Source organism: Shinella sumterensis, from assembly GCF_004514425.2.
Taxonomy (GTDB): domain Bacteria; phylum Pseudomonadota; class Alphaproteobacteria; order Rhizobiales; family Rhizobiaceae; genus Shinella; species Shinella sumterensis.
Genome location: NZ_MYFN02000004.1, coordinates 268165 through 287086, shown reverse-complemented (window position 1 = coordinate 287086; position 18922 = coordinate 268165). Strand labels below are relative to the sequence as shown.

Genomic DNA, 18922 nt, shown 5'->3' with positions numbered 1-18922 from the left:
TCAGTTCAACAGACCGGCATGGCGAAGGGCCGCATCGATGGCGGCCTCCGTTGCCGGCTCCAGGCTGGGAAGAAGGGGCGAGCGGACGGCGCGGTTGCCGCCGCGGATGCGATGCAGGCCGTATTTTGCGCCACAGACGCCCGGCTCCATGAAGATCGCCTTGTGCAGCGGCATCAGCTTGTCCTGATAGCCGAGCGCCTTGGCGTAATCGCCCGAAAGCGTCGCTTCCTGGAACTCCGCACACAGGCGCGGCGCCACATTGGCGGTGACCGAGATGCAGCCGACGCCGCCATGCGCGTTGAAGCCGAGCGCGCTTGCGTCCTCGCCCGAGAGCTGGACGAAATCCTTGCCGCAGGCGATGCGCTGCTCGGAGACACGCTCGATCTTGCCGGTGGCATCCTTGACGCCGATGATCGAGGGATGCGCCTTGTGCAGCGCGCCCATCGTATCCGGCGTCATGTCCACGACCGAACGGCCGGGAATGTTGTAGATCACGATCGGCAGCGCCACGCTTTCCGCAATGGCGGAAAAATGCGCGAACAGGCCCTTCTGCGTCGGCCTGTTATAATAAGGCGTGACGACGAGGATCGCATCCGCGCCTGCCTTCTCGGCATGGCGGGCCAGATCGATCGCTTCCTTGGTATTGTTGGAGCCGGCGCCGGCGATGACGGGAACGCGGCCCTTGGCAACCTCGATGCAGAGTTCAACCACCCGTTTGTGCTCGTCATGCGACAGCGTCGGCGATTCGCCCGTGGTGCCGACGGGGACGAGGCCGTGGCTGCCCTCACCGATCTGCCATTCGACATGGGCGGCGAATGCGGCCTCATCGACGGCACCGGCATCGGTGAAGGGGGTGACGAGAGCGGGAATGGATCCCTTGAACATCGAGAACTCCTAGGACCAGAGCCGCCCGAGGGCTTACATGCTTTGGCCGTATTCCGTGGTTAAAAACGAACGCACAATAGTCATGTGACAGTCATGCGGCAAGCGGCGTGAGAGGCGTTTTTCGTGCGCGATCAAGGCGAAAGTGCCGCAACGACGCGAATATCCGCGTCGTTCGGCCCGTCGTGTGAAGCATGGGCCTTCACGGCTTGGTGACCGGGGCGGTTAAGCATTCGTTAAGACAACAAAGGGTTAATGATTGTCGAGGATCAGGCGCAATATGAGCATCGTCGCCTGCCAGGCATCCGGGACGTGAGATGATCTCAAAACGCAATCTTGCCCTTTGCGCGCTGCTGCTGGCCGGCGTGGCCGGTCTTTCCCTTCGCCCCTCCCCTGTGGAAGCGGAAAGTGTCGCGACGCCCACGATCAAACCGCTCGGTTTCGCGGCCGAGATGCCCTCGAAGGACATCATCACCAACGCCATTCCGCGCGGCGATGCCCTGCCGCAGGTGAACCCCGCGCTCAAGGCCGGGCTGGACGCGCTCTCCAACCGGGATGCGGCGGCCGCGATGGTCGCGCGCGATCGCCTTCCGAAAGACAGCCTCGACCGCCATATCCTGACATGGGCCATCGCCGTCTCCGGCCAGCGCGGCGTGCCATCCTGGGAGATCGCCGAGGCGCAGCGCGAGCTGAAGGGCTGGCCCGGGCTGAAGGCGCTGCGTGGCCATTCCGAACGCGCGCTCGCCCGGGAAAACCCGCCGACATCAGATGTGCTCGCCGCCTTCGGCACGACCCGCCCCGAAACGGCGGAAGGCGCCATGGTGCTTGCACGCGCCCTTATCGCGACGGGCGATACGGCCCGTGCGACGGACGTGCTGCGCACCTTCTGGCACAAGGAGGCGATGAACAAGGATCTCGAAACGCAGATTCTCGGCGAATTCGGCTCGCTTCTCACCATCGCGGACCACCGTGCGCGCATGGAAATGCTGCTCTACCGGGATCGCGCCGACCAGGCGCAGCGTTTCGGCGATCTCGGCCAGGCGCAGTCGCTTTACCGCGCCTGGGCCGCCGTCATCCGCAAGAGCAAGAATACGGCCGCCCTGATCAAGGCCGTGGATGCCCGCTGGCAGAACAATCCCGCCTATACCTACCTGCGCATCCGCAACCTGCGCAACAACGAGGAATACCGCGCCGCCGGCAAGCTGTTCTCCGCCATGCCGGAAGACCCCGCGCGGCTCGTCAATCCGGGCGCGTGGTGGAACGAGCAGCGCATCGTCAGCCGCGGCCTCGCCGATCTCGGCGATTATCGCGATGCCTACCGGGTTGCCGCCCATCATGGCGCGGATGACCCGACCGATATCGTCGAGGCGGAGTTCCATGCCGGCTGGTATGCGCTGCGCGATCTCGGCGATGCGAAGACCGCGCACAAGCATTTCCAGCGCATCCTGCAAGCCTCCGATCGTCCGCTGTCCGTTTCCCGCGCCTGGTATTGGCTCGGCCGTGCGGCGGAAAAGGGCGGCACGGGCGACGCCAAGGATTATTTCACGAAGGCCGCGGCCTTTCCCGGCACATTCTACGGCCAGCTTGCCGCGGCACGGCTCGGCCGAAAGGCCCTGAATGTCGCCTATCCGAAGCCGACGGCGGAGGAGCGCGCCCGTTTCCACGGGCGTGAGGCGGTTCAGGCCATTGCACGGCTCCAGGCCGCCGGCCATGGCTGGCGCGGCGACAGCCTCTACCGCGCGCTCGCCGCCGAACTGATGAGCCCCGGCGAACTGGCGCTGCTGGCCGCGCAGGCGGAAAAAGGCGGCAACCACCAGCTTTCGCTCCAGATCGGCAAGATCGCCTTCGGCCGCGGCATCGATGTGGCGGCACTGGCCTTCCCGGTGGGCGTCATTCCCGACGGCGCCAACATTTCCGGCTCGGGCAAGGCGCTGGCCTATGCCATCGCGCGCCAGGAAAGCGCCTTCAACCCGGCGGCCGTCTCGCCCGCCAATGCGCAAGGCCTGCTGCAATTGATGCCGGCGACCGCCCAGGGCGTCGCGAAACGCTACGGCCTCGCCTATTCCAAGGAGCGATTGACGACGGACGCCGCCTACAATGCCACGCTCGGCGCGCATTATCTCGGCGAACAGATCAATGATTTCGGCGGCTCCTACGTGCTGACCTTCATCGCCTACAATGCCGGTCCGCGCCGCGTACCGCAGTGGATCGCCCGCTATGGCGACCCGCGCGGCAAGCCGATCGACGAGGTGGTGGACTGGATCGAGCGCATTCCCTTCTCGGAAACGCGTGGCTATGTGCAGCGCGTGATGGAGAACTACCAGGTCTACAAGACGCGGCTTGGCCAGAAGGCCGATATCGAACACGACCTCGTCGCGGGGCGTTAACGACGTGGTGCGGCTCATAATTCCCATGCGAAAGCGCTACGCAACAGCCGCTCTTTTGCCCTAAGCTCTCGCCATCGGACACGAGGGCGCAGCATGGCAAACTTTATCAGCCGCTTCATCACCGCGACGGACGGATTGCAACTCCATGTGCGGGATTATGCGCCGGTGTCAGACGCTGCCGCCCGGCTTCCCGTCGTCTGCCTGCCGGGGCTCAGCCGCAACAGCCGTGACTTTCATCCGTTCGCCTTCCGCCTTTGCGAGGATGCGGCCTCTCCAAGACGCGTGATCTCCATCGATTATCGCGGCCGGGGCCGCTCGAGCCGCGACCCGGACCCCGCACATTATAATGTCGGCGTGGAATGCGCCGATGTGCTGGCCGTCTGCGACGCGCTCGGCATCGCCCGGGCCATCTTCGTCGGGACCTCGCGGGGCGGGTTGATCCTCCATGTCATGGCGGCATTGCAGCCCGATCGGATCGCAGGGGCCGTTCTCAACGACATCGGCCCGGAGATCGAGGCGGAGGGTCTTCGGGATATCCGTGATTACCTCGCACGCCGGGCCGTGTTTGACGATACCGAAGCGGCGGCCGACCATCTTGAAGCCGTTCACGGCCCGTCCTTCCCGGCCCTCACCCGGCAGGACTGGCTGGATATGGCAGACGCCATCTATGTCGAGGAGAATGGCAGGCTGGTCTCAGACCACGACCCGGCCCTGGTAGCCCCCTTGCTCACAATGGATTTCACCCAGCCCCTGCCGACGCTCTGGCCGCAATATGCCCTGCTCGCCCAAAAGCCTCTGCTCGTTGTGCGCGGCGAGTATTCCAGACTGTTTTCAGAGAAGACGTTGGCGCGGATGAAGGCGCAGGGGCCGAATGTCGAAACCACGATTGCGAAAGGCCAGGGCCACGCGCCGCTTTTGCACCATCCGGATTTGTTCGAACGGGTAAAGGGATTTCTCGACGGGCGCTAACGTGCCGCGATCATGAAACGCTATACGGCTTAAGGCCGCAAAAACGAAAACCCGCAGCCTCAGAGAGGCTGCGGGTCTATTCCTAGCTCAACTTCAGATTAGAAGTTGCGCTGCAGACGGAGGAAGCCCGAGACGAAGTCGTCGGTGTTGTCCGGATCCGTGTAGTTGACGGTCGCCTTGAGGGCGAGGTTGTCAACGATAGCGTAGTCGACCGTCAGGCCAACGCGCCATGCGTCGTTGCCGTCAACGAGCAGGTAGTCACCGAAGTACTGGGCACCGGGGGTGATCGTCAGCTTTTCAGTTGCCTTGAAGGAGTAGTCAGCAGCGACGCTCCACTCAGCAGCAGCGTAGTAGGCGTTGTAGCCGCTGGCATACAGACCCATGATTTCGAGCGTGCCCGGGCCGACTTCAGCCGACAGCCAAGCGCGGACTGCGCCTTCTTCGGTCGTGTCGTCGTATGCGCCGAGCAGTTCGAAGTTCACGCCGCCGAGGGTGGCAGCAACCATACCGGAAACGCCGAAGCCGTTGTGGACGTTACCAACGCCAGCAAGGTAGTCGTAGTAATCCGGGATTTCGTCGACGCTGAGGCCGGCGCGGAACGTGCCACCGTCATAGACGTAACGAACCGAGGTGAAGCGGGTGACGTTCGACGCGATTTCGGTTTCGCCGATCAGGTCGTTATCCCACCAGTTCAGGAAGGTACCGACGCGGAAGCCGCCGAGTTCGATGTAAGCTTCATCGAGGTAAACGTCGTTCGTCGTACCGCTACCAACGCCAAACGGCGTGCCGGTGCCGGTGTCGGGATCGATATCGAAGCCGAGGCCACCGCGGCCAGCTTCGCCATGAACGGCGATGAAGCTGGTGAGCGTGCCGAGTTCCGTGTCAGACTTGGCATCGAAGGTGATGCGAGCACGGGTCCAGGACTGCCAGTCCGAAGCGCCGAACTGATCACGACCGAAGTCGGTCTGGAAACGGAGGTAACCACCGATCTTGAGGCAGGTTTCGGTGCCCGGGATGTAGAAGAAGCCGGTGCCGAAGGCGTCGCAAACGCGAACGTATTCCAGGGGCTCGGGCTCAGCAGCGACGATAGCGTCGGCAGCCTGTGCGCCGGATACTGCCATGAGAGCGGCAGCGGAGCCGATGAGAAGGCTCTTGATGTTCATTTCTGACCTCCAGTCAAAAAGTTTCAAACGGGTCTGGGTTTTTTGCTGAAGGACAGCGTTCCCTGCCCCATCCCCAAGTTCAGGAAGCGGACGAACAACCGCCCCTGCTTCCGAGGGTGAAAATACAAGACGCGGTTCGGTAAGCAATCATCAAACTGAAGCGAGGCGGGGTTTCTGTCAGCCTTCGCCCCGGCCTGTTGCGCAAAGGACACAAAATGGCAGGCGAGATCGCTAAAAGTTTATGGATCCTTAACAAAAAACCTTATGCGGCCGCCACTTAGCCCATGACGCCTTCCCGTTGGCTCCGTCACAATCCGGGCAGAAACCCGGCACACAGGGCCTCTTCGCATGACAAGAGCGCGGTTTTTATGGGGCACTTCACCGGCCAGGTCGCCGTCGCATCGCGGAAAATCGGGAATCGGCCCGGCGTTTGAGTCGTGCGATTCGTCGCCGAATCGTGATCGCTCATCGAGCCGCCTGCCGTCAGCTCGCTCCGGTACCCTGCTCGTCAAAAGGCCCGGGGCGGCGGCGCTCTCGGAAAAGCGGGCGCTCTTCTATCCCGGCGACGTCCATCTGCGCGCAACCGCACACCCTATATATGCCATATGGGAAGCCAGGGGTTGACCATCCGTCCGAAAGCCACACGCACGGCTCTTTTTGACTGGAGGTCAGAAATGAACATCAAGAGCCTTCTCATCGGCTCCGCTGCCGCTCTCATGGCAGTATCCGGCGCACAGGCTGCCGACGCTATCGTCGCTGCTGAGCCCGAGCCCCTGGAATACGTTCGCGTTTGCGACGCCTTCGGCACCGGCTTCTTCTACATCCCGGGCACCGAAACCTGCCTCAAGATCAGCGGTTACGTCCGTTTCCAGACCGACTTCGGTCGTGACGAATTCGGCAATTCCGACTGGAGCTCCTGGACGCGCGCTCGCGTCGCTTTCGACGCGAAGTCTGACACGGAACTCGGCACGCTCACCAGCTTCATCGCCATCCACGGCGAGTCTGGTCACGGCGGTTTGGGCCTCGATATCGAGAACGCAGAACTTGTCGGTCTTGGTAGCGGTGCTTCGAGCGACTTCTATATTGATGAAGCCTACATCGAACTCGGCGGCTTCCGCGTCGGTACCTTCCTGAACTGGTGGGATAACGACCTGATCGGCGAAACCGAAACGGCGTCGAACATCACCCGCTTCACCTCGGTTCGTTACGTCTATGACGGCGGCACGTTCCGCGCCGGCCTCAGCGTCGATGAAATCCCGGATTACACCGACCTTCTTACGAATGCCACGTACCACAACGGCTTCGGCGTCTCCGGTATGGTTGCTGCCACCCTCGGCGGCGTGAACTTCGAACTGCTCGGTGCATACGACGACTCGACCGAAGAAGGCGCAGTCCGCGCTTGGCTGTCGGCTGAAGTTGGCCCGGGCACGTTCGAGCTGATGGGTCTCTATGCCAGCGGCCCGAACGCTTACTATGACGCTGCTGAGTGGAGCGTTGCAGCAGACTACTCGTTCAAGGCAACCGAAAAGCTGACGATCACCCCCGGTGCTCAGTACTTCGGTGACTACGGTCTCATCGACGGCAACGACGCATGGCGCGTTGGCCTGACGGTTGACTACGCTATCGTTGACAACCTCGCCCTCAAGGCAACCGTCAACTACACGGATCCGGACAACGAGGACGATTTCGTCACCGGCTTCCTGCGTCTGCAGCGTAACTTCTAAGCCAATTTGGCTTAGCTCATCCAAAAACGGAGAACCCGGCTGTAGGTCGGGTTTTTCGCGTTCCGGCTAGTTTTTGGGGTTAATTAGCAGGAAATTTATAAGCAATTTAATGCAACCAATGCGCGTCACATCGGGCGCAGTCAGGTCAGCATGTTAAATCACCCCTTGATGAGCGGCCCCTACCGCTTGAGCTATCAGTTTCAGAACGCTTCCAATCAGGCTTCGCTTCGCGCCCTGCTCGACCGCTATGTCGACGTTCTCTGGGAACCGGGCTCGCATAAATACAATGTCACGTCCTTCGTCGGCGAGCTCGACGAGATCCTGCTCGGCGTCGAGTTTTCGGACTTCACCGACGAGATGCTGGATACGCTGACGTCGTCGCTTCGCAAGCGCGGCAACAGCAATGCCACGATCAACCGCAAGATGGCGGCGCTCAGCAAGCTTCTGAAGAAGGCCCAGAAGATGGGCGACATCCAAAGCCTGCCGGAGTTCAAGCGCCTGAAGGAGAAGGCCGGACGCATCCGCTTTCTCGAGCCGGAAGAGGAAAACCGGCTGTTCGCCGCCATATCCGAGAAATCGGAACTCTATGGTCGCTTCTGCATCTTCCTCATCGACACCGGCGCGCGGCTTGGCGAGGGTATCGGCCTTCGATGGCAGGATATGAATCAGGACCGCGTGACGTTCTGGCTGACGAAAAGCGGCAAAAGCCGCTCTGTTCCCCTCACCGAGCGGGCAGCGGCCGCCATTCAGGCTTCGGAGCGCAGGCGGCGCGGGCCTTTCACGAACATCGTCCAGGCAAAGTTCCGGGCGGCGTGGAACGAGGCCAAGCAGGAGGTCGGTCTCGGCGCGGAACCGGACGTGGTGCCGCATATCCTGCGGCACACCTGCGCGTCACGGCTCGTGCAGGGCGGGATCGATATCCGGCGCGTGCAGACATGGCTCGGGCACCAGACGCTGCAGATGACCATGCGTTATGCGCACCTGGCATCCGGCGATCTCGATGTCTGTGTTCCCGTTCTGGAACACGCCGCGCGCGTCAAAGCGGGGTAGGCCCGCCTTTGCACGGCGGGAGGCATTCTGTGCCTCCCGAATCATCGGCTTGAAAAGCCCTGAGAGCGTGGCCGTGCTCGACACGGCCCGCATGGAGACGATGCGCAAAAGACCGCTGCGCGTGCAGAGGACGGCCGCACGGACTAAGGCGCGAGAAATTCTGGATATTGTCGCAAAAATCTAAAAATGCCTTGCAATCCCGACCCATGCCGCATAGTGAAATCGCGAGCGGAGAGGTGGCCGAGTGGTCGAAGGCGCTCCCCTGCTAAGGGCGGTTGCTTGCAGATTTTGCCTGCAAGTCACTGATTTCATTGAGAAAATCAGCCTCTTCAATTTCCGTAGCTTCCGTGTGCAGGATTTGTGCACTTTTTTCGACGTTCTCGCCGAAGATAGCATCCACGACGTCGTGAGCCGGATCGGCCTTTGCGTACGTATCCATCATCACTTTTGGACTGGCCCATCCACCTAAGCGTGCAGCGGTAACTGGGTCTATACCGCGTCGGACAACAAGCTCCGTGGCGAATGTGACGCGGCCAGCGGAGTGTGGCGGCGCATACGCGATGCCAGCGTCGTCACACACAGATTTCCACCCATTGTACACGGCGTGCCGGCTTGCGTAGCCGAATAGGCCGTTGACCTTCTTCTTGTTCTGCCGGTTCCTTTTGGGGTCGACGGCCATCAGCGGCCGAAGCATTTCTGCGAGGACTGGAGAGATGCGCGTCAGGCGAGGCTTGGTCTTCGTCTTGGTGAGCATTACCGTCCGCGCCTCCAGGTCAACATCGTTCGCCGTGACGCGGCACGCCTCACTGATGCGGGCGGCCGTCTCCCACATGAACCGGGCCATGGCCGTCATGCCTGGAGATTTTGACTTCGCGGCGAACTTGGCGTGCCACTCAGCGTCAACGGCCTCCTTCTTCTTCGGGTCGACGGCGAATCGCTTGATCTTGATTTGCCGGCCGTCCTCATCCTGGTAGGCGAAATTCACTATTGCCTGCACGGGGGTCAGGACTTGCCTGTTCAATGTCGCTGGCGATGCGGCTGGGTATAGGTCTTTCGCGTGTTGGCGAACCCACTCCGGTTTCAGCCCGCGCAGCTTGCGCTTCCCCCACTTCTTGATGATTGGCTCGATGAACCGACCATCTTTCCCAGCCGCGAGATAGGCGTATGCAGCGTCCGCTATCGTCTTCTCTTCATCAAAGCCCCGCTGATCGGCCAGCCTGATTTGAGCCGCCCTCTCCTCTGCTAGCGCTTGAGCTTCCTTTTTCGAAGCAAGGCCAGTGCTTTCTCGGTGGTATCCGTCGGGGCGACTGACGCCGAAGTAGTAGACCTTCCCTCGTTTGAATAACTTCGCCATTTGGCTTTTTCCTCTTTAAGCAGTTCCGGTATGTCGTCGATGGAGATGAGCATCGCTCTTCCTATCTTTCTTGAGACGCCCACCCGCCTGGCTTTCTCCCAGACGGTGCGCGCCGACATACTAACACCACTCGCAGCGGTGATCCTCTCAGCGATGGCCTCTGGCGTCAGGAGCCGGTCGATAGCCGGTATATTGTCGTTATCGTGGTGCATTGCTCTCCTCTTTGCGGCCGTTTGACGGGCGGGGTTGGGTGGTTATGGATTGAGGATAGTTTGCGCGATGTGCTCTGCCACGCGATGCCCGCCGACAGGCCCCCATCCGTTTAGGTGCCGTGCCACGTCAGAGCAGCGCTGGCGCTCTGCGAGGATGGCGGCGGCGATGAGGTGAACGGCCGGCGCATCGTCCGTTGTGTCCATTGGAATATCGCCTATCTTCTGCAGTTGCTCATGCACCTCGCATGCGGCAGTCACGACATCTTCCGGCATGTTGCTCACGTCGCCCTCCTATAAACGATGCGCCCAGACTTCCTGCACATAACGAACCATCCTCCCGTGCCGTTGCGGATGCAAGACGACACAGCATCGGACATCCAGCCCCATACCGTGTGCACTGTCCCATCGGGCCGGCAGGTTAGATAGTGCCTCACGCTGCCCTCCTGATGGCTTCTAGCCCGTACAGAAGCCATTCCGTTTCGCGCTCCAGATCCTGCACCGTTGCCGCGATAATCGTATGATCTGCCTCAACAAGCGCCTGCACGCTGTCACTCTCTATGCCTTCCGGTCCTTCGAAGTCAGGCCGTTCCAGCCGCAAGACAACTCCGCCCTGCGCCTTAAACCACGGCGCTTCATACACAAGGCTCTCCACGACGATCGGTGCTCGCGGCGACTCCCGACGAATGCGGGCAATCTCCATGGCGAGTGTCCATTCTACTCCCATCGTCACACCCATAAAGTGACCGAACTTCTCTAAGAAGAATCGCGGGGCCACGTTGCCAGGCAGATGAGAAGACGGCACGTCCTTCAACTCGCCGTAAACCATGCGCTCGGCAAGTATGATGTCTCCAGTGACGTGTGCGAAGTAATATAGGGCCGCCTCCTTGCCGCCGTCGAAGGCATGCGCGCGGGCGAACCCATAGCGCTCTTCAAGCAGTGTGGCGACGGTGGACTTGCCGACATTACGCTTTCCAGTAATGCCGAGAAGTAGCGGGCGATGGTTGTCGTTGGCAACCACCATCTCGGCGCTGTTCAGGTATGAAAACCGGCCCGCTGACGGCTCACGCAGCCGCTCTACTGGTTCATGGCTTAACCGCTCATACTTCCCGATCGCCGCACCGAGGGCGGCAAGTTGCGGTTCGTGAGTCATGGTTTTTCCTCCAGTGCGGCGTTGATCATGGCTTGCCAGAGAGATTCGACGTTGTGGTAGTCGAACTCAAGCCCTACGTGCTGCATCCCCTCCGTCGGCTCCCGCATCGCCTCAATGGCGGCGCGGGCGGTGCGCTCAAAGTTTCGGATGATGCGCCAGCCGTCTGGAGTAGATTCCTGCCTTTCCTCCGGCGGGGTCTCGACTATAGCCCTCGCCACCCGCTCAATCATGCTCAACGATTCTTCTTTTTGTTGAACAGTCATGCGCCCCTCCTTGCCGACATGAAGAACGACGTCTTCTTGAACACCGCCACGCCCATCTCCTCGATTGCTGCGCGCACTGCCGCAGCAATGGCCTGTTCCTGTTCCTTGGTCATGCTGCCTCTCCTTTTTTCCCAAGCAGTTCGGCGAGCCGGTCGAACCAGATGTTCACGCCCTCAACTAGCTTTTCACGATCGTGGTCGAATACCGGGCCGCTGTTTAGCTTCCGCAGGTTGTCGGCGAGGCCCGAAGCGTAATCAGCAGCCTGCCGGATTCTTGTGCTCTGGTCCGCGTGCAGGTTTAGGTCCATCAAACCGTCTCCTCTTCCTTCACCTTTTCGCGCCGCTTAGGCTCATCCACGCTGGGCGCCAGCGGTTGGCCGGGCACAAGTAGCGCCCGCAGACCGCCAAGCCTGTCCTTGACGAGCGGCCGGAACCGGCGAGCGGCATACGGTGCGTCGAGAATGCCCCATGCCTCGCCGAACTTGCTGTCGATGCCTTCAAGCTTCACGCCCAGATAATCGCCGAAGACGTAGTGACTGGCCATGCCGACCCATCTGATGGTGAAGATATCGCCTTCGGTCAGATTAACGTCCTTGACCGAAGCTCCGCCTTCCAGCGGCACCTGGTCATCCACGCAAACGACCTGCTGGCCGACGTAGAACTGGTAGGTCATTGTGAAGCCCCCACGATTGCAAAGAAGGCGAGAACGACAAAGGCGATAGCGCGATTGCTACTCTTGGTGTTGTAGGCCGCATAAATTGCTGCTGCGGCAGCAATGCCGAGTCCGAGTCCGGTCATGTTCGCACCTCCATCATCAGATCATCGACAGTAAACTGGCCTTCCTCATAACCGACCAGCATCTCGACGCCGACCGTATGCATGCCGCCGTCTTCGTCTGCTGCTCTTTGCTGGCGGTCAGCTATATCCTTCACGACATCCCAAAACCCAGGTGCTGGAGTGAAGGTGCCGGAAGCTTCAATGGTGGGGAAGGTCATGCGGCCTCCGAAATGTTGTTCTTGACGGTCAAGTCTTCCGCCTTGGCGTCCCGCCAATGCCGAAGCGTTGGCGCATTGCTGTGGCGATCGACCTCAACCTGAAGAATGAGCCGGCCCGCCTCGTCGGCGCGATGACGGCTACGGCCGGTGAGAGTTTCGCGGTGATAGGTCATGTTCGCGTCCTCCGAACAGAGGTGACTGAGTAGCTCCACGCACGCAGAGGCAAGCTAGCCTCCAGCGCCCGTTCCGCAGCGTCGTTCCAATCCTTAGCCGGAACGGTGAGCGTTACATCCCGCGTCTCCGTGTCTAGCTCATGCCCGTCGAGGTACGGATGGCGTCCATCCAGATGCACGACCACCTCATATGGATAGGTCTTTCTCTTGAACCAACGCATCACACCCTCCCCACCTTGTTCTCAGCTAGCCACCGCGGCGATACATGAAGGATCGGCTTGCCAGCCCGCACGAACTCCTCGATCTCGTACTGCAGCCCAACCGACTCCTGCCAGCCAGCCATCGTCAGAACGATCATACCGGCCGCGCCATCCACCAAAGGCTGGCACTGGCGCTTCCAGAAGTCCCACGTCAGCGGCAGGTCGCCCGCCAGCGTAATGGCATGGCCGTGCGCGATCGGACTGTAGACGACCATTCCGAACCGCATGAGCCGCGCGGCAGCATCCGCGACAACGCGGGCCGCAGCATCGTGGCCGGCCTCGTACTTACTGTAGGGCGAGCCGAGGTAGACGTAGCCTGACTGGTCAGCGAGAAGAGCAAGGCCTTGCGGCAGGCGCTCCTCCGGCGTCATCTCCATGTGGGGATTGTCGCCGTAGAACTGTCTGCTGTCCGTGGACGCCGGACGCCGCAGCCCGACGTAGATGCCGCCGTCGAATTCAGGCTGTGGAAGCATCGGCCGCATGTTGCCGGCCGAGTCCACGCTCATGCCAGCCGCCACATGCGTTGCTGGCACATTATCATTCGCCGGCCGATACTTCTCGAGCGAGCCGAAGGCGGTGGTGGTGAGTTCGACGGGGACAGGGGATTCGTTCTTGAATGCGTACATCACGCGGCCCTCCGGATGTCTTCGATATGCGGACCCTTGATCTCAATGGTACCCACGGGTCCACCGGCAACGTCGTCCGCAATTTCTCGGCTGAAGCACTTGACCATCCATTCGTCTACTTGGCCTTGAAAGCCATCCATCTAAGTCTCCTCTTGTGGTAGTCCTGCCGGTTGGTGGCCGGCAGGGTGGTGGTTAGCGTCGGCTTGATCGCAGCCGCTCGTTAGGATCATGCGGGATTTCTATCCAGCCTATCCGCAACGTGGAGTATCCGTTAAAAAACTCGCGCCGGAAGGCGTAATACCATTCGCGCCACGTTGGTTTGCGGCGGCGCTCGAACACACGCGCCGCTACCGTGGACACCCTATGACCTTGACGGATCGCCCTGACTATCTCTCCGAACATGAGGCAGGTTAGAAGCGTGACTACGCCAACGCCTATGGCCGCGAAGGGCGTCACCAACAATATGATCAAGGAGCTCAAGCCACACTCCTCTGTTCTGCCGGCACGTTGTCGTTGGCCGCATCCATCATGGCCACCCGGACACGCGACACCTCGCCGAACTCGCGATGGTACGAGATCGACTGCATCGACCGCCCCGATAGGAAGCCCGCTCCGAAATGCCACGCATCCTGGGGCGTCGGCGTCTGGTGCGATTCAGAAATCACGCCATTGCCTTCTGTCGCGAACTTGCTGGAGTGGTGGATATGGAATCCGTGCACGAAACGGTGACGGGTAGCGCCCCAGTCCTCCGCCCGGCGGTGCGCCATGATGCTGGCCATATCCTTCAGCTTGACGGTGTGCCCGTGTGTGGCGCCAAGCAGCACCTTGCCGAACCGAAACCAGAAGAACAGCGACGGGTCGACGTCGACCGTCACGCGAGGCTCGTTGCGATACCAGGCCAGTAGGAAATAGGCGACCGCGACCGAGGCGTGTTCGTCGTGGTTGCCCGGCAGGATGCGCACCGTGACGTGGCCGTGCCGGCGGAGATTGGCGTCGATCGTGCGAACGACCAGTCGGCAGGCCGTCATCAGCACCTTCTGATACCGCCCATCGACCTGCAGGGCGTTGCCCGACCGCGCCGTCTTGTTCTCGTTCGTATCGCTATGCAAAAGGTCCCCGCCACCCAGCACGATAGCATGAGCGCTCCGCGGTGTGCGGCTGATAAGGTCTTCGACGCCACGACCGATCGTGTCTTCGGCCAGTTTGAGGTCCCAGTTCGTGTCGGCCTCGCGATGCCACGCGAATAGGCCTATGTGCCAGTCAGCCAGCGGCGTGAGCGTGAGCAGATCCTGGCACGCCATGGATGGCGCCATCGTCGGGCGCGCAGGCTCAACATCCTTGAACGCCTCCTTCAGGATTTCGGCTATATCCTGCGGCGCATATTCGTTGCGGGTCTTCACCCACCGCTGAATCGTCCGGCCTTCCGCATCAACAAGCGCCGATACGCCCTTGACGGTATGTCCTGCTGGCACCTCGAATTCCGGGCCGACATCCGGCTTCTGCTGCACATAGTCGCCGTGCGGGCCGTTGCTCACCTTCACGATGCGGAATCCCGGCAACACCGGCTTGGTGCCAAGTAACCCCCGCTCCGCCGCCCGTCTGAGGCGGTTCTGGAAGCTGGAGCGCGCAAGGCCGAGCGCGGCGGCCGCAGCAGACTGGCTGCCGTGCGCATGCATGGCGGCAACGGCTTCGGCGATCTGTTCGTCAGTTAGGATTGGTTGGGGCATGTTGTCTCCATGAAACTGCTACGGATGCGGCGGACGAAGTCTTCCTGCGCTAGTGACTTCGCGCCAGCTTCGTTCGGCGCGCGGCCGATCTCCTTGCCGTTGAGGCGGACGGTCCATTCGCCCGACAATTCGTACCAAGGGCCGACGCCGTAAACGACCGTGTCGAACGGCGTTCTTGCCGTCAAAAATCTTTCAAATCGAGACCACTTCAATGAAGGTCCCGGCGCCATATCCAGTCCGAAGCCGTGCTTGCGCAGCACCTTCAGCGCGTCCTCAAGGCCGTCGGTATAGCCCTCGTCGTAGTCGTCTATGATCGTGGCGCCACCTAGAGCCTCGATCTCGCGGTAGAGGCTGGTGAGGGTCATCGCGTCACCTCAAGGCTGGCGCGACCGGCCCAGTAGAGGGGCCAAGACATCCCTGTCAGGGTGGCGTCAAAGCCGCATATATTGAATGACTCCTGATAGGCACTGCACCGATGGTTCGCGTAGTAGCCACCAGTCAGAAACGCGCCGATCAGATAGAAAACGATGGCAATCGCGTATCGCATCACTCGCCCTCCGGTTCGTCGGGCAGCGGTGGATACCAGAACCACCAGCCGGCGAAGATGAATGCGGCCATGAAGACAGCAAGGCAGATGAAGATGACCGTCGAACTCATAGCAGCGGCACCTCCGCGTTCTTGGGCGGGCTTGAGCCGCCGCCCTCTTCGGCAAAGCCGGGCGAGCCGTCCTCGCCTTGCGTCATGACGACCGCGCCCTCGCCGTCGGCCGCTCCATCCTGGGCGGCCTGTAACTGTTGCGCGGTCTGCTCGGAGTACGGCAGGACGAACAGGCGTGGCTCGCCGCCCGAAGACGATGGGTCGCCCAGCATCACATAGATGGCCTTATCGACGTCGACGCGAACGCCGAGGACGGTCTGTTGGCCCGTCGGTAGCCAGGGAGAAGGGTAGCTGAGGGCCGCAAGCGGGATGGCGATGGTGGCAGCCGCGATGACGGCGAAGGCCACTGCCTGCCGGAGCCTAGGGTTGGTGGCGACCACGGTTGCGGTGGCGACCACGAAGGCGAGCCATAGGAGGAGGGAGAGGGTCATGGGTTCCACCTCGCCATTTGCACCGCCAATCGTCGCGTCTCGCGATGAGCAGAACCACAGCCAGACGCTTGCGTAGCGATGTGATCCAGACGGTTTCCGATCAACGAGACCTCGCGGTGGTAATGCTCTTCCAGCCAGACATGGTCAAAGATCAGTCGGCCCTCAGTCATTGGAAGGTTAAAGATCGCAGCGGGGTCCTCGACAGGCAGGATCACGGTCTTAACGTCCGTGATTTCATTCTCCCGACAAAGACACTCGAACAGTCGAGCCTGTTCCCTATTGACGAATACGACGGTGTCGCCCTTTTTGACCGTGTCCAACAGATTTTTTGTGCGTCCTGTTCGTCGCGCGCCACGGAAGTATACTTCCACGACGGCTTTTACCGCTGTCGAGATTCCGAAGATATCCATCACTTCGCTCCTCTTATCTCTCTGAAAACATGGCTCGCCGATCCCGGCACGACCTTGCCGCTTCGCATGACGAACCGCAGCGCTGTCTTCTCCTGCTTTTCGGAAACAAGCGTCACGACGCCGGACCAGACAAGTTCGCCCGAGGCGAGCCGCACCTCGACCGACACGGGCACCGGCACCTTGCCGGCGCAGCCGTAGCAACGCACATTGACGACGTACTCGCCGTCGGGGAGCCCGCGCGTAAAAGCACTCTCGAAATTAAGGCCCGAGAGATCGTTGGATGTGCCGAGGTCATCACGCAGCAGGCTCCACACCTTGCCGGACTTGCGGCTGTAGCCGACCGCCTCGTCGCCTGGCGACTTCACCCAGAGATCCACGTCGATGGCGCCAGCAGGCCATGCGGCGGAGGCTACAAGGTTTCCGGGTGGGTCGATGGGGTCGGTTTCTGCCTTCGGATTGACCGACGGCAGGATGAACATGACGACCGCCACCACTCCCAGCAGCATTGCCAGGAGCACGTCTTGGATGAGGGTGCGGATCATTGGAACGCTCCCTCGTCAGGAATCGCCATCCATGCGATCGGATTGGCGGCCTCCTCAAACTCACTCCCGAAGCGAAACCACCAGTCTGGCCAAGAAATGGTCTTCTGCGCCCACTCGTCGTAGTCGCTATCTCCACCACCCCAGACGAGAACGTGCGGTCCGTCCTGAACGCGGCCCAAGCCTTCCGCGCTGCACCCGTAATCGGTCAGCCTGCCGGTGACTTCGTCGTGGTAGGGGTCGGCGTCGTGGCGGCAAAGGCCGAGGATTGGGCGATCCTTTGGCGCGGACGACATATCATATATCCACGCGCTCATTCGCTTGCCGCCAGCCCGAGCAGCCATGCGTTCGTGCTCGTCCAGAGCGCAGCGATCGCACCCACCAGCGTCGAGCAGAACGCAACGCTCATGCCTTCAAGGAGCGCATTGGCCAGTGTCATGAGGCCGTCGGCGCTGTCCAGAGAGCCGGAGGCCATGCCTTGAATCGCAAGGATAAACCCGATCAGATTCCCGATCAGCCCGAGCATGACGAACCAGAGCTTGGCGTGCGGCAGGAGGCTGGTCTTGCCCCAGAACGCTGCTGCGGTCGTTACCGCCAGCAGGACGGCGATCACATACGAAATGCCGGACACGTCATGGGTGAAGACGAACGTGACGTAGCCCATGATTGCCGCCCACGCGACGAGCGCCAGCCAGCACGTGTTGAGGATGATGAGGCGGGCGGTCATACAGAGCCCTCCCCGCCAGCGGCATCAAGTTTCGCGATCATCTCGCACACCACCGTCGACGGCACGACGTAGCCGAGACCGACGATCGTCGGGACGTAGCCGCCGGACGAGCCTGGGATTTGCAGCGGCGCAAGCATCACGGCGGATGTGACCCCGACAATACGGCCGTCAGCGAAGACCGGTCCGCCGGACTGCCCCATGACGGTCGTCATGTCGGTGACATAGAGAAGGCGTCCTAGGCCGTCGCGCGGTGCGCCAGCGACCTTCCCCCATACGGTGACGAACTCCTGCCCCATCGGGTTGCCGATCGCCGTCAGCGGCGTGCCTACGGGCACCACGCTGCAGCTGAGGTCGGCCGCGAGCAGTTTCATGTTGGTCTGCAGGATAGCAACGTCGGTCTTCTCGTCGACCGCCACGACGGTGGCAGACGATGTTCGACCGTCCCACGACTTGATCGATACGACCTTCGCCCCGACGACGACGTGTGCCGCGGTAACGATGCGACCACCGCCGATATGGAAGGCCGATCCGAGGTCTGACGGCCGTTTGATGAGAAGCGATGCGTCAGCCATAACCGGCGTCGTGGGAGCGGCGCGCTCGACCATGACCGTTGTTGGTGCCGGGATCTTCGGGAAGATGTAGGCAGCGGCGCTCGGTGCGAATACGACCGCAACGACTATGAACGCCCCCAAGGCGATTAACGCCATGCGTCTAAGCAGGGTCATGTATGCCTCCTCTGTTGGTGGTAGGAACCGCTTGGTTGGCGGCGCATGGCGTTGGTAGCGCCAATTTGTTCACCTTAGTTCTTTTTTACAAATTTGTCAAGACCAGAAACAAAAACAGCCCCCTCCACCGTGAGGCAGAGGGGGCTTGATCGATAAGAACAAAATAAGTACAAAGCCGTATGACCAACAGGAAGCTTGCCCCGCTCGACTTTGAGTCGCTGTTCAATGCGCAAAAGCCGACGTTCGAGAGCCTGCCGCAATGGTACGAACTTGGTGGCCATTGCTCACAGTGCGAGCGCGAAGGCTGGGTAGATCGTTGGCAGTTGGCGCGTGAACACGGGGAAACCTCCAGGATCGCAGACCTGCGGCCCGCCCTGCGGTGTCGCAAGTGCGGCAACAAGGGCAGCAACACATGGATTGTTGCCCAGGCTCCCCGCTGATGAACAACAGCACCTGGGGCGGGATGGTGGCAATGAACCTGCGATATCACGTGCATTGC

The 18922-nt window shown here is 61.2% G+C and carries 25 protein-coding genes, 1 tRNA gene and 1 pseudogene; 6 read left to right on the top strand and 21 right to left on the bottom strand.

Going from position 1 to position 18922, the window contains the following annotated elements; all coding sequences use genetic code 11:
* Nucleotides 1-885, bottom strand: coding sequence for a 4-hydroxy-tetrahydrodipicolinate synthase (dapA, locus tag B5M41_RS10515; RefSeq protein ID WP_134649769.1), 885 nt, complete (start codon nt 883-885; stop codon nt 1-3).
* A gap of 314 nt (nt 886-1199) precedes the next feature.
* Here dapA and B5M41_RS10510 point away from each other — a divergent pair, with 314 nt between their 5' ends.
* The gene (locus tag B5M41_RS10510) at nt 1200-3269 is read left to right on the top strand and encodes a lytic transglycosylase domain-containing protein (protein ID WP_134649768.1); all 2070 of its coding nucleotides are present in this window, start codon (nt 1200-1202) and stop codon (nt 3267-3269) included.
* Nucleotides 3270-3362: 93 nt separating this feature from the next.
* Nucleotides 3363-4238, top strand: coding sequence for an alpha/beta fold hydrolase (locus B5M41_RS10505; protein ID WP_134649767.1), 876 nt, complete (start codon nt 3363-3365; stop codon nt 4236-4238).
* A gap of 98 nt (nt 4239-4336) precedes the next feature.
* Here B5M41_RS10505 and B5M41_RS10500 read toward each other — a convergent pair whose 3' ends face one another.
* Nucleotides 4337-5401, bottom strand: coding sequence for a porin (locus B5M41_RS10500; RefSeq protein ID WP_134710998.1), 1065 nt, complete (start codon nt 5399-5401; stop codon nt 4337-4339).
* 674 nt (nt 5402-6075) lie between these two features.
* Between B5M41_RS10500 and B5M41_RS10495 the strand changes: the two genes are divergently transcribed.
* From B5M41_RS10495 to B5M41_RS10485, 3 genes are all read left to right on the top strand, one after another.
* Nucleotides 6076-7125, top strand: a complete 1050-nt coding sequence (locus tag B5M41_RS10495) for a porin (protein ID WP_230640046.1) — start codon at nt 6076-6078, stop codon at nt 7123-7125.
* Nucleotides 7126-7275: 150 nt separating this feature from the next.
* A complete protein-coding gene (locus B5M41_RS10490; RefSeq protein ID WP_134647273.1) occupies nt 7276-8175 on the top strand; it encodes a tyrosine-type recombinase/integrase in 900 nt (299 codons plus the stop codon).
* 230 nt (nt 8176-8405) lie between these two features.
* Nucleotides 8406-8507: transfer RNA gene (locus B5M41_RS10485), tRNA-Ser, on the top strand.
* A gap of 92 nt (nt 8508-8599) precedes the next feature.
* Here B5M41_RS10485 and B5M41_RS27145 read toward each other — a convergent pair.
* From B5M41_RS27145 to B5M41_RS10400, 19 genes and pseudogenes are all read right to left on the bottom strand, one after another.
* Nucleotides 8600-9019 (bottom strand): annotated as a pseudogene (locus tag B5M41_RS27145) (tyrosine-type recombinase/integrase); the annotation flags it as partial.
* A 398-nt stretch (nt 9020-9417) separates the two neighbouring features.
* Nucleotides 9418-9741 carry a hypothetical protein gene (locus B5M41_RS10480; RefSeq protein WP_167718838.1) on the bottom strand — a complete coding sequence of 108 codons (324 nt, stop codon included), beginning with the start codon at nt 9739-9741 and terminating at the stop codon, nt 9418-9420.
* A gap of 42 nt (nt 9742-9783) precedes the next feature.
* Entirely contained in the window at nt 9784-10023 is a 240-nt protein-coding gene (locus B5M41_RS10475) for a hypothetical protein (protein ID WP_134647277.1), read from the bottom strand.
* 148 nt (nt 10024-10171) lie between these two features.
* Nucleotides 10172-10891 (bottom strand): hypothetical protein, encoded by a 720-nt coding sequence (locus B5M41_RS10470; RefSeq protein WP_209020848.1) that lies wholly within the window; start codon nt 10889-10891, stop codon nt 10172-10174.
* Nucleotides 10888-11154, bottom strand: coding sequence for a hypothetical protein (locus B5M41_RS10465; protein WP_134647279.1), 267 nt, complete (start codon nt 11152-11154; stop codon nt 10888-10890). The genes B5M41_RS10470 and B5M41_RS10465 overlap by 4 nt, the downstream gene beginning before the upstream one ends.
* 109 nt (nt 11155-11263) lie before the next feature.
* A complete protein-coding gene (locus B5M41_RS10460) occupies nt 11264-11461 on the bottom strand; it encodes a hypothetical protein (protein WP_134647281.1) in 198 nt (65 codons plus the stop codon).
* Nucleotides 11461-11826: a hypothetical protein gene (locus B5M41_RS10455; RefSeq protein ID WP_134647283.1), complete on the bottom strand. Its 366-nt coding sequence runs from the start codon at nt 11824-11826 to the stop codon at nt 11461-11463. The genes B5M41_RS10460 and B5M41_RS10455 overlap by 1 nt, the downstream gene beginning before the upstream one ends.
* A complete protein-coding gene (locus B5M41_RS26870) occupies nt 11823-11951 on the bottom strand; it encodes a hypothetical protein (RefSeq protein ID WP_268998310.1) in 129 nt (42 codons plus the stop codon). The genes B5M41_RS10455 and B5M41_RS26870 overlap by 4 nt, the downstream gene beginning before the upstream one ends.
* Nucleotides 11948-12148, bottom strand: coding sequence for a hypothetical protein (locus tag B5M41_RS10450; protein WP_134647285.1), 201 nt, complete (start codon nt 12146-12148; stop codon nt 11948-11950). Before B5M41_RS10450 ends, B5M41_RS26870 begins: the two co-directional genes overlap by 4 nt.
* On the bottom strand, nt 12145-12321 hold the full coding sequence (locus tag B5M41_RS10445) for a hypothetical protein (protein ID WP_167718841.1): 177 nt from the start codon (nt 12319-12321) through the stop codon (nt 12145-12147). Before B5M41_RS10445 ends, B5M41_RS10450 begins: the two co-directional genes overlap by 4 nt.
* A gap of 220 nt (nt 12322-12541) precedes the next feature.
* The gene (locus tag B5M41_RS10440) at nt 12542-13207 is read right to left on the bottom strand and encodes a DUF1937 family protein (RefSeq protein ID WP_134647287.1); all 666 of its coding nucleotides are present in this window, start codon (nt 13205-13207) and stop codon (nt 12542-12544) included.
* 476 nt (nt 13208-13683) lie between these two features.
* Nucleotides 13684-14934: a hypothetical protein gene (locus B5M41_RS10435; protein WP_134647289.1), complete on the bottom strand. Its 1251-nt coding sequence runs from the start codon at nt 14932-14934 to the stop codon at nt 13684-13686.
* Nucleotides 14916-15299 carry a hypothetical protein gene (locus tag B5M41_RS10430; protein ID WP_134647291.1) on the bottom strand — a complete coding sequence of 128 codons (384 nt, stop codon included), beginning with the start codon at nt 15297-15299 and terminating at the stop codon, nt 14916-14918. The genes B5M41_RS10435 and B5M41_RS10430 overlap by 19 nt, the downstream gene beginning before the upstream one ends.
* Nucleotides 15300-15587: 288 nt before the next feature.
* Complete coding sequence (locus tag B5M41_RS10425; protein ID WP_134647293.1) at nt 15588-16022, bottom strand: hypothetical protein; 435 nt, start codon at nt 16020-16022, stop codon at nt 15588-15590.
* Nucleotides 16019-16432 carry a hypothetical protein gene (locus tag B5M41_RS10420; RefSeq protein WP_134647295.1) on the bottom strand — a complete coding sequence of 138 codons (414 nt, stop codon included), beginning with the start codon at nt 16430-16432 and terminating at the stop codon, nt 16019-16021. The genes B5M41_RS10425 and B5M41_RS10420 overlap by 4 nt, the downstream gene beginning before the upstream one ends.
* On the bottom strand, nt 16432-16974 hold the full coding sequence (locus B5M41_RS10415; RefSeq protein WP_209020849.1) for a hypothetical protein: 543 nt from the start codon (nt 16972-16974) through the stop codon (nt 16432-16434). Before B5M41_RS10415 ends, B5M41_RS10420 begins: the two co-directional genes overlap by 1 nt.
* The gene (locus B5M41_RS10410; protein WP_134647297.1) at nt 16971-17267 is read right to left on the bottom strand and encodes a hypothetical protein; all 297 of its coding nucleotides are present in this window, start codon (nt 17265-17267) and stop codon (nt 16971-16973) included. Before B5M41_RS10410 ends, B5M41_RS10415 begins: the two co-directional genes overlap by 4 nt.
* A gap of 17 nt (nt 17268-17284) precedes the next feature.
* The gene (locus tag B5M41_RS10405; protein WP_134647299.1) at nt 17285-17698 is read right to left on the bottom strand and encodes a hypothetical protein; all 414 of its coding nucleotides are present in this window, start codon (nt 17696-17698) and stop codon (nt 17285-17287) included.
* Nucleotides 17695-18423, bottom strand: coding sequence for a trypsin-like peptidase domain-containing protein (locus B5M41_RS10400; RefSeq protein ID WP_209020850.1), 729 nt, complete (start codon nt 18421-18423; stop codon nt 17695-17697). The genes B5M41_RS10405 and B5M41_RS10400 overlap by 4 nt, the downstream gene beginning before the upstream one ends.
* Nucleotides 18424-18602: 179 nt before the next feature.
* Here B5M41_RS10400 and B5M41_RS10395 point away from each other — a divergent pair, with 179 nt between their 5' ends.
* Complete coding sequence (locus tag B5M41_RS10395; RefSeq protein WP_134647301.1) at nt 18603-18863, top strand: hypothetical protein; 261 nt, start codon at nt 18603-18605, stop codon at nt 18861-18863.
* The last annotated feature ends 59 nt before the right edge of the window (nt 18864-18922 follow it).

Excerpts from the sequence above, each read along its gene's own strand:
- dapA (WP_134649769.1), bottom strand. The coding sequence starts at position 885 with ATGTTCAAGGGATCCATTCCCGCTCTCGTCACCCCCTTCACCGATGCC.
- B5M41_RS10510 (WP_134649768.1), top strand. The coding sequence starts at position 1,200 with ATGATCTCAAAACGCAATCTTGCCCTTTGCGCGCTGCTGCTGGCCGGC.
- B5M41_RS10505 (WP_134649767.1), top strand. The coding sequence starts at position 3,363 with ATGGCAAACTTTATCAGCCGCTTCATCACCGCGACGGACGGATTGCAA.
- B5M41_RS10500 (WP_134710998.1), bottom strand. The coding sequence starts at position 5,401 with ATGAACATCAAGAGCCTTCTCATCGGCTCCGCTGCCGCTCTCATGGCA.
- B5M41_RS10495 (WP_230640046.1), top strand. The coding sequence starts at position 6,076 with ATGAACATCAAGAGCCTTCTCATCGGCTCCGCTGCCGCTCTCATGGCA.
- B5M41_RS10490 (WP_134647273.1), top strand. The coding sequence starts at position 7,276 with ATGTTAAATCACCCCTTGATGAGCGGCCCCTACCGCTTGAGCTATCAG.
- B5M41_RS10480 (WP_167718838.1), bottom strand. The coding sequence starts at position 9,741 with ATGCACCACGATAACGACAATATACCGGCTATCGACCGGCTCCTGACG.
- B5M41_RS10470 (WP_209020848.1), bottom strand. The coding sequence starts at position 10,891 with ATGACTCACGAACCGCAACTTGCCGCCCTCGGTGCGGCGATCGGGAAG.
- B5M41_RS10465 (WP_134647279.1), bottom strand. The coding sequence starts at position 11,154 with ATGACTGTTCAACAAAAAGAAGAATCGTTGAGCATGATTGAGCGGGTG.
- B5M41_RS10460 (WP_134647281.1), bottom strand. The coding sequence starts at position 11,461 with ATGGACCTAAACCTGCACGCGGACCAGAGCACAAGAATCCGGCAGGCT.
- B5M41_RS10455 (WP_134647283.1), bottom strand. The coding sequence starts at position 11,826 with ATGACCTACCAGTTCTACGTCGGCCAGCAGGTCGTTTGCGTGGATGAC.
- B5M41_RS26870 (WP_268998310.1), bottom strand. The coding sequence starts at position 11,951 with ATGACCGGACTCGGACTCGGCATTGCTGCCGCAGCAGCAATTTATGCG.
- B5M41_RS10450 (WP_134647285.1), bottom strand. The coding sequence starts at position 12,148 with ATGACCTTCCCCACCATTGAAGCTTCCGGCACCTTCACTCCAGCACCT.
- B5M41_RS10445 (WP_167718841.1), bottom strand. The coding sequence starts at position 12,321 with ATGACCTATCACCGCGAAACTCTCACCGGCCGTAGCCGTCATCGCGCC.
- B5M41_RS10440 (WP_134647287.1), bottom strand. The coding sequence starts at position 13,207 with ATGTACGCATTCAAGAACGAATCCCCTGTCCCCGTCGAACTCACCACC.
- B5M41_RS10435 (WP_134647289.1), bottom strand. The coding sequence starts at position 14,934 with ATGCCCCAACCAATCCTAACTGACGAACAGATCGCCGAAGCCGTTGCC.
- B5M41_RS10430 (WP_134647291.1), bottom strand. The coding sequence starts at position 15,299 with ATGACCCTCACCAGCCTCTACCGCGAGATCGAGGCTCTAGGTGGCGCC.
- B5M41_RS10425 (WP_134647293.1), bottom strand. The coding sequence starts at position 16,022 with ATGACCCTCTCCCTCCTCCTATGGCTCGCCTTCGTGGTCGCCACCGCA.
- B5M41_RS10420 (WP_134647295.1), bottom strand. The coding sequence starts at position 16,432 with ATGGATATCTTCGGAATCTCGACAGCGGTAAAAGCCGTCGTGGAAGTA.
- B5M41_RS10415 (WP_209020849.1), bottom strand. The coding sequence starts at position 16,974 with ATGATCCGCACCCTCATCCAAGACGTGCTCCTGGCAATGCTGCTGGGA.
- B5M41_RS10410 (WP_134647297.1), bottom strand. The coding sequence starts at position 17,267 with ATGTCGTCCGCGCCAAAGGATCGCCCAATCCTCGGCCTTTGCCGCCAC.
- B5M41_RS10405 (WP_134647299.1), bottom strand. The coding sequence starts at position 17,698 with ATGACCGCCCGCCTCATCATCCTCAACACGTGCTGGCTGGCGCTCGTC.
- B5M41_RS10400 (WP_209020850.1), bottom strand. The coding sequence starts at position 18,423 with ATGACCCTGCTTAGACGCATGGCGTTAATCGCCTTGGGGGCGTTCATA.
- B5M41_RS10395 (WP_134647301.1), top strand. The coding sequence starts at position 18,603 with ATGACCAACAGGAAGCTTGCCCCGCTCGACTTTGAGTCGCTGTTCAAT.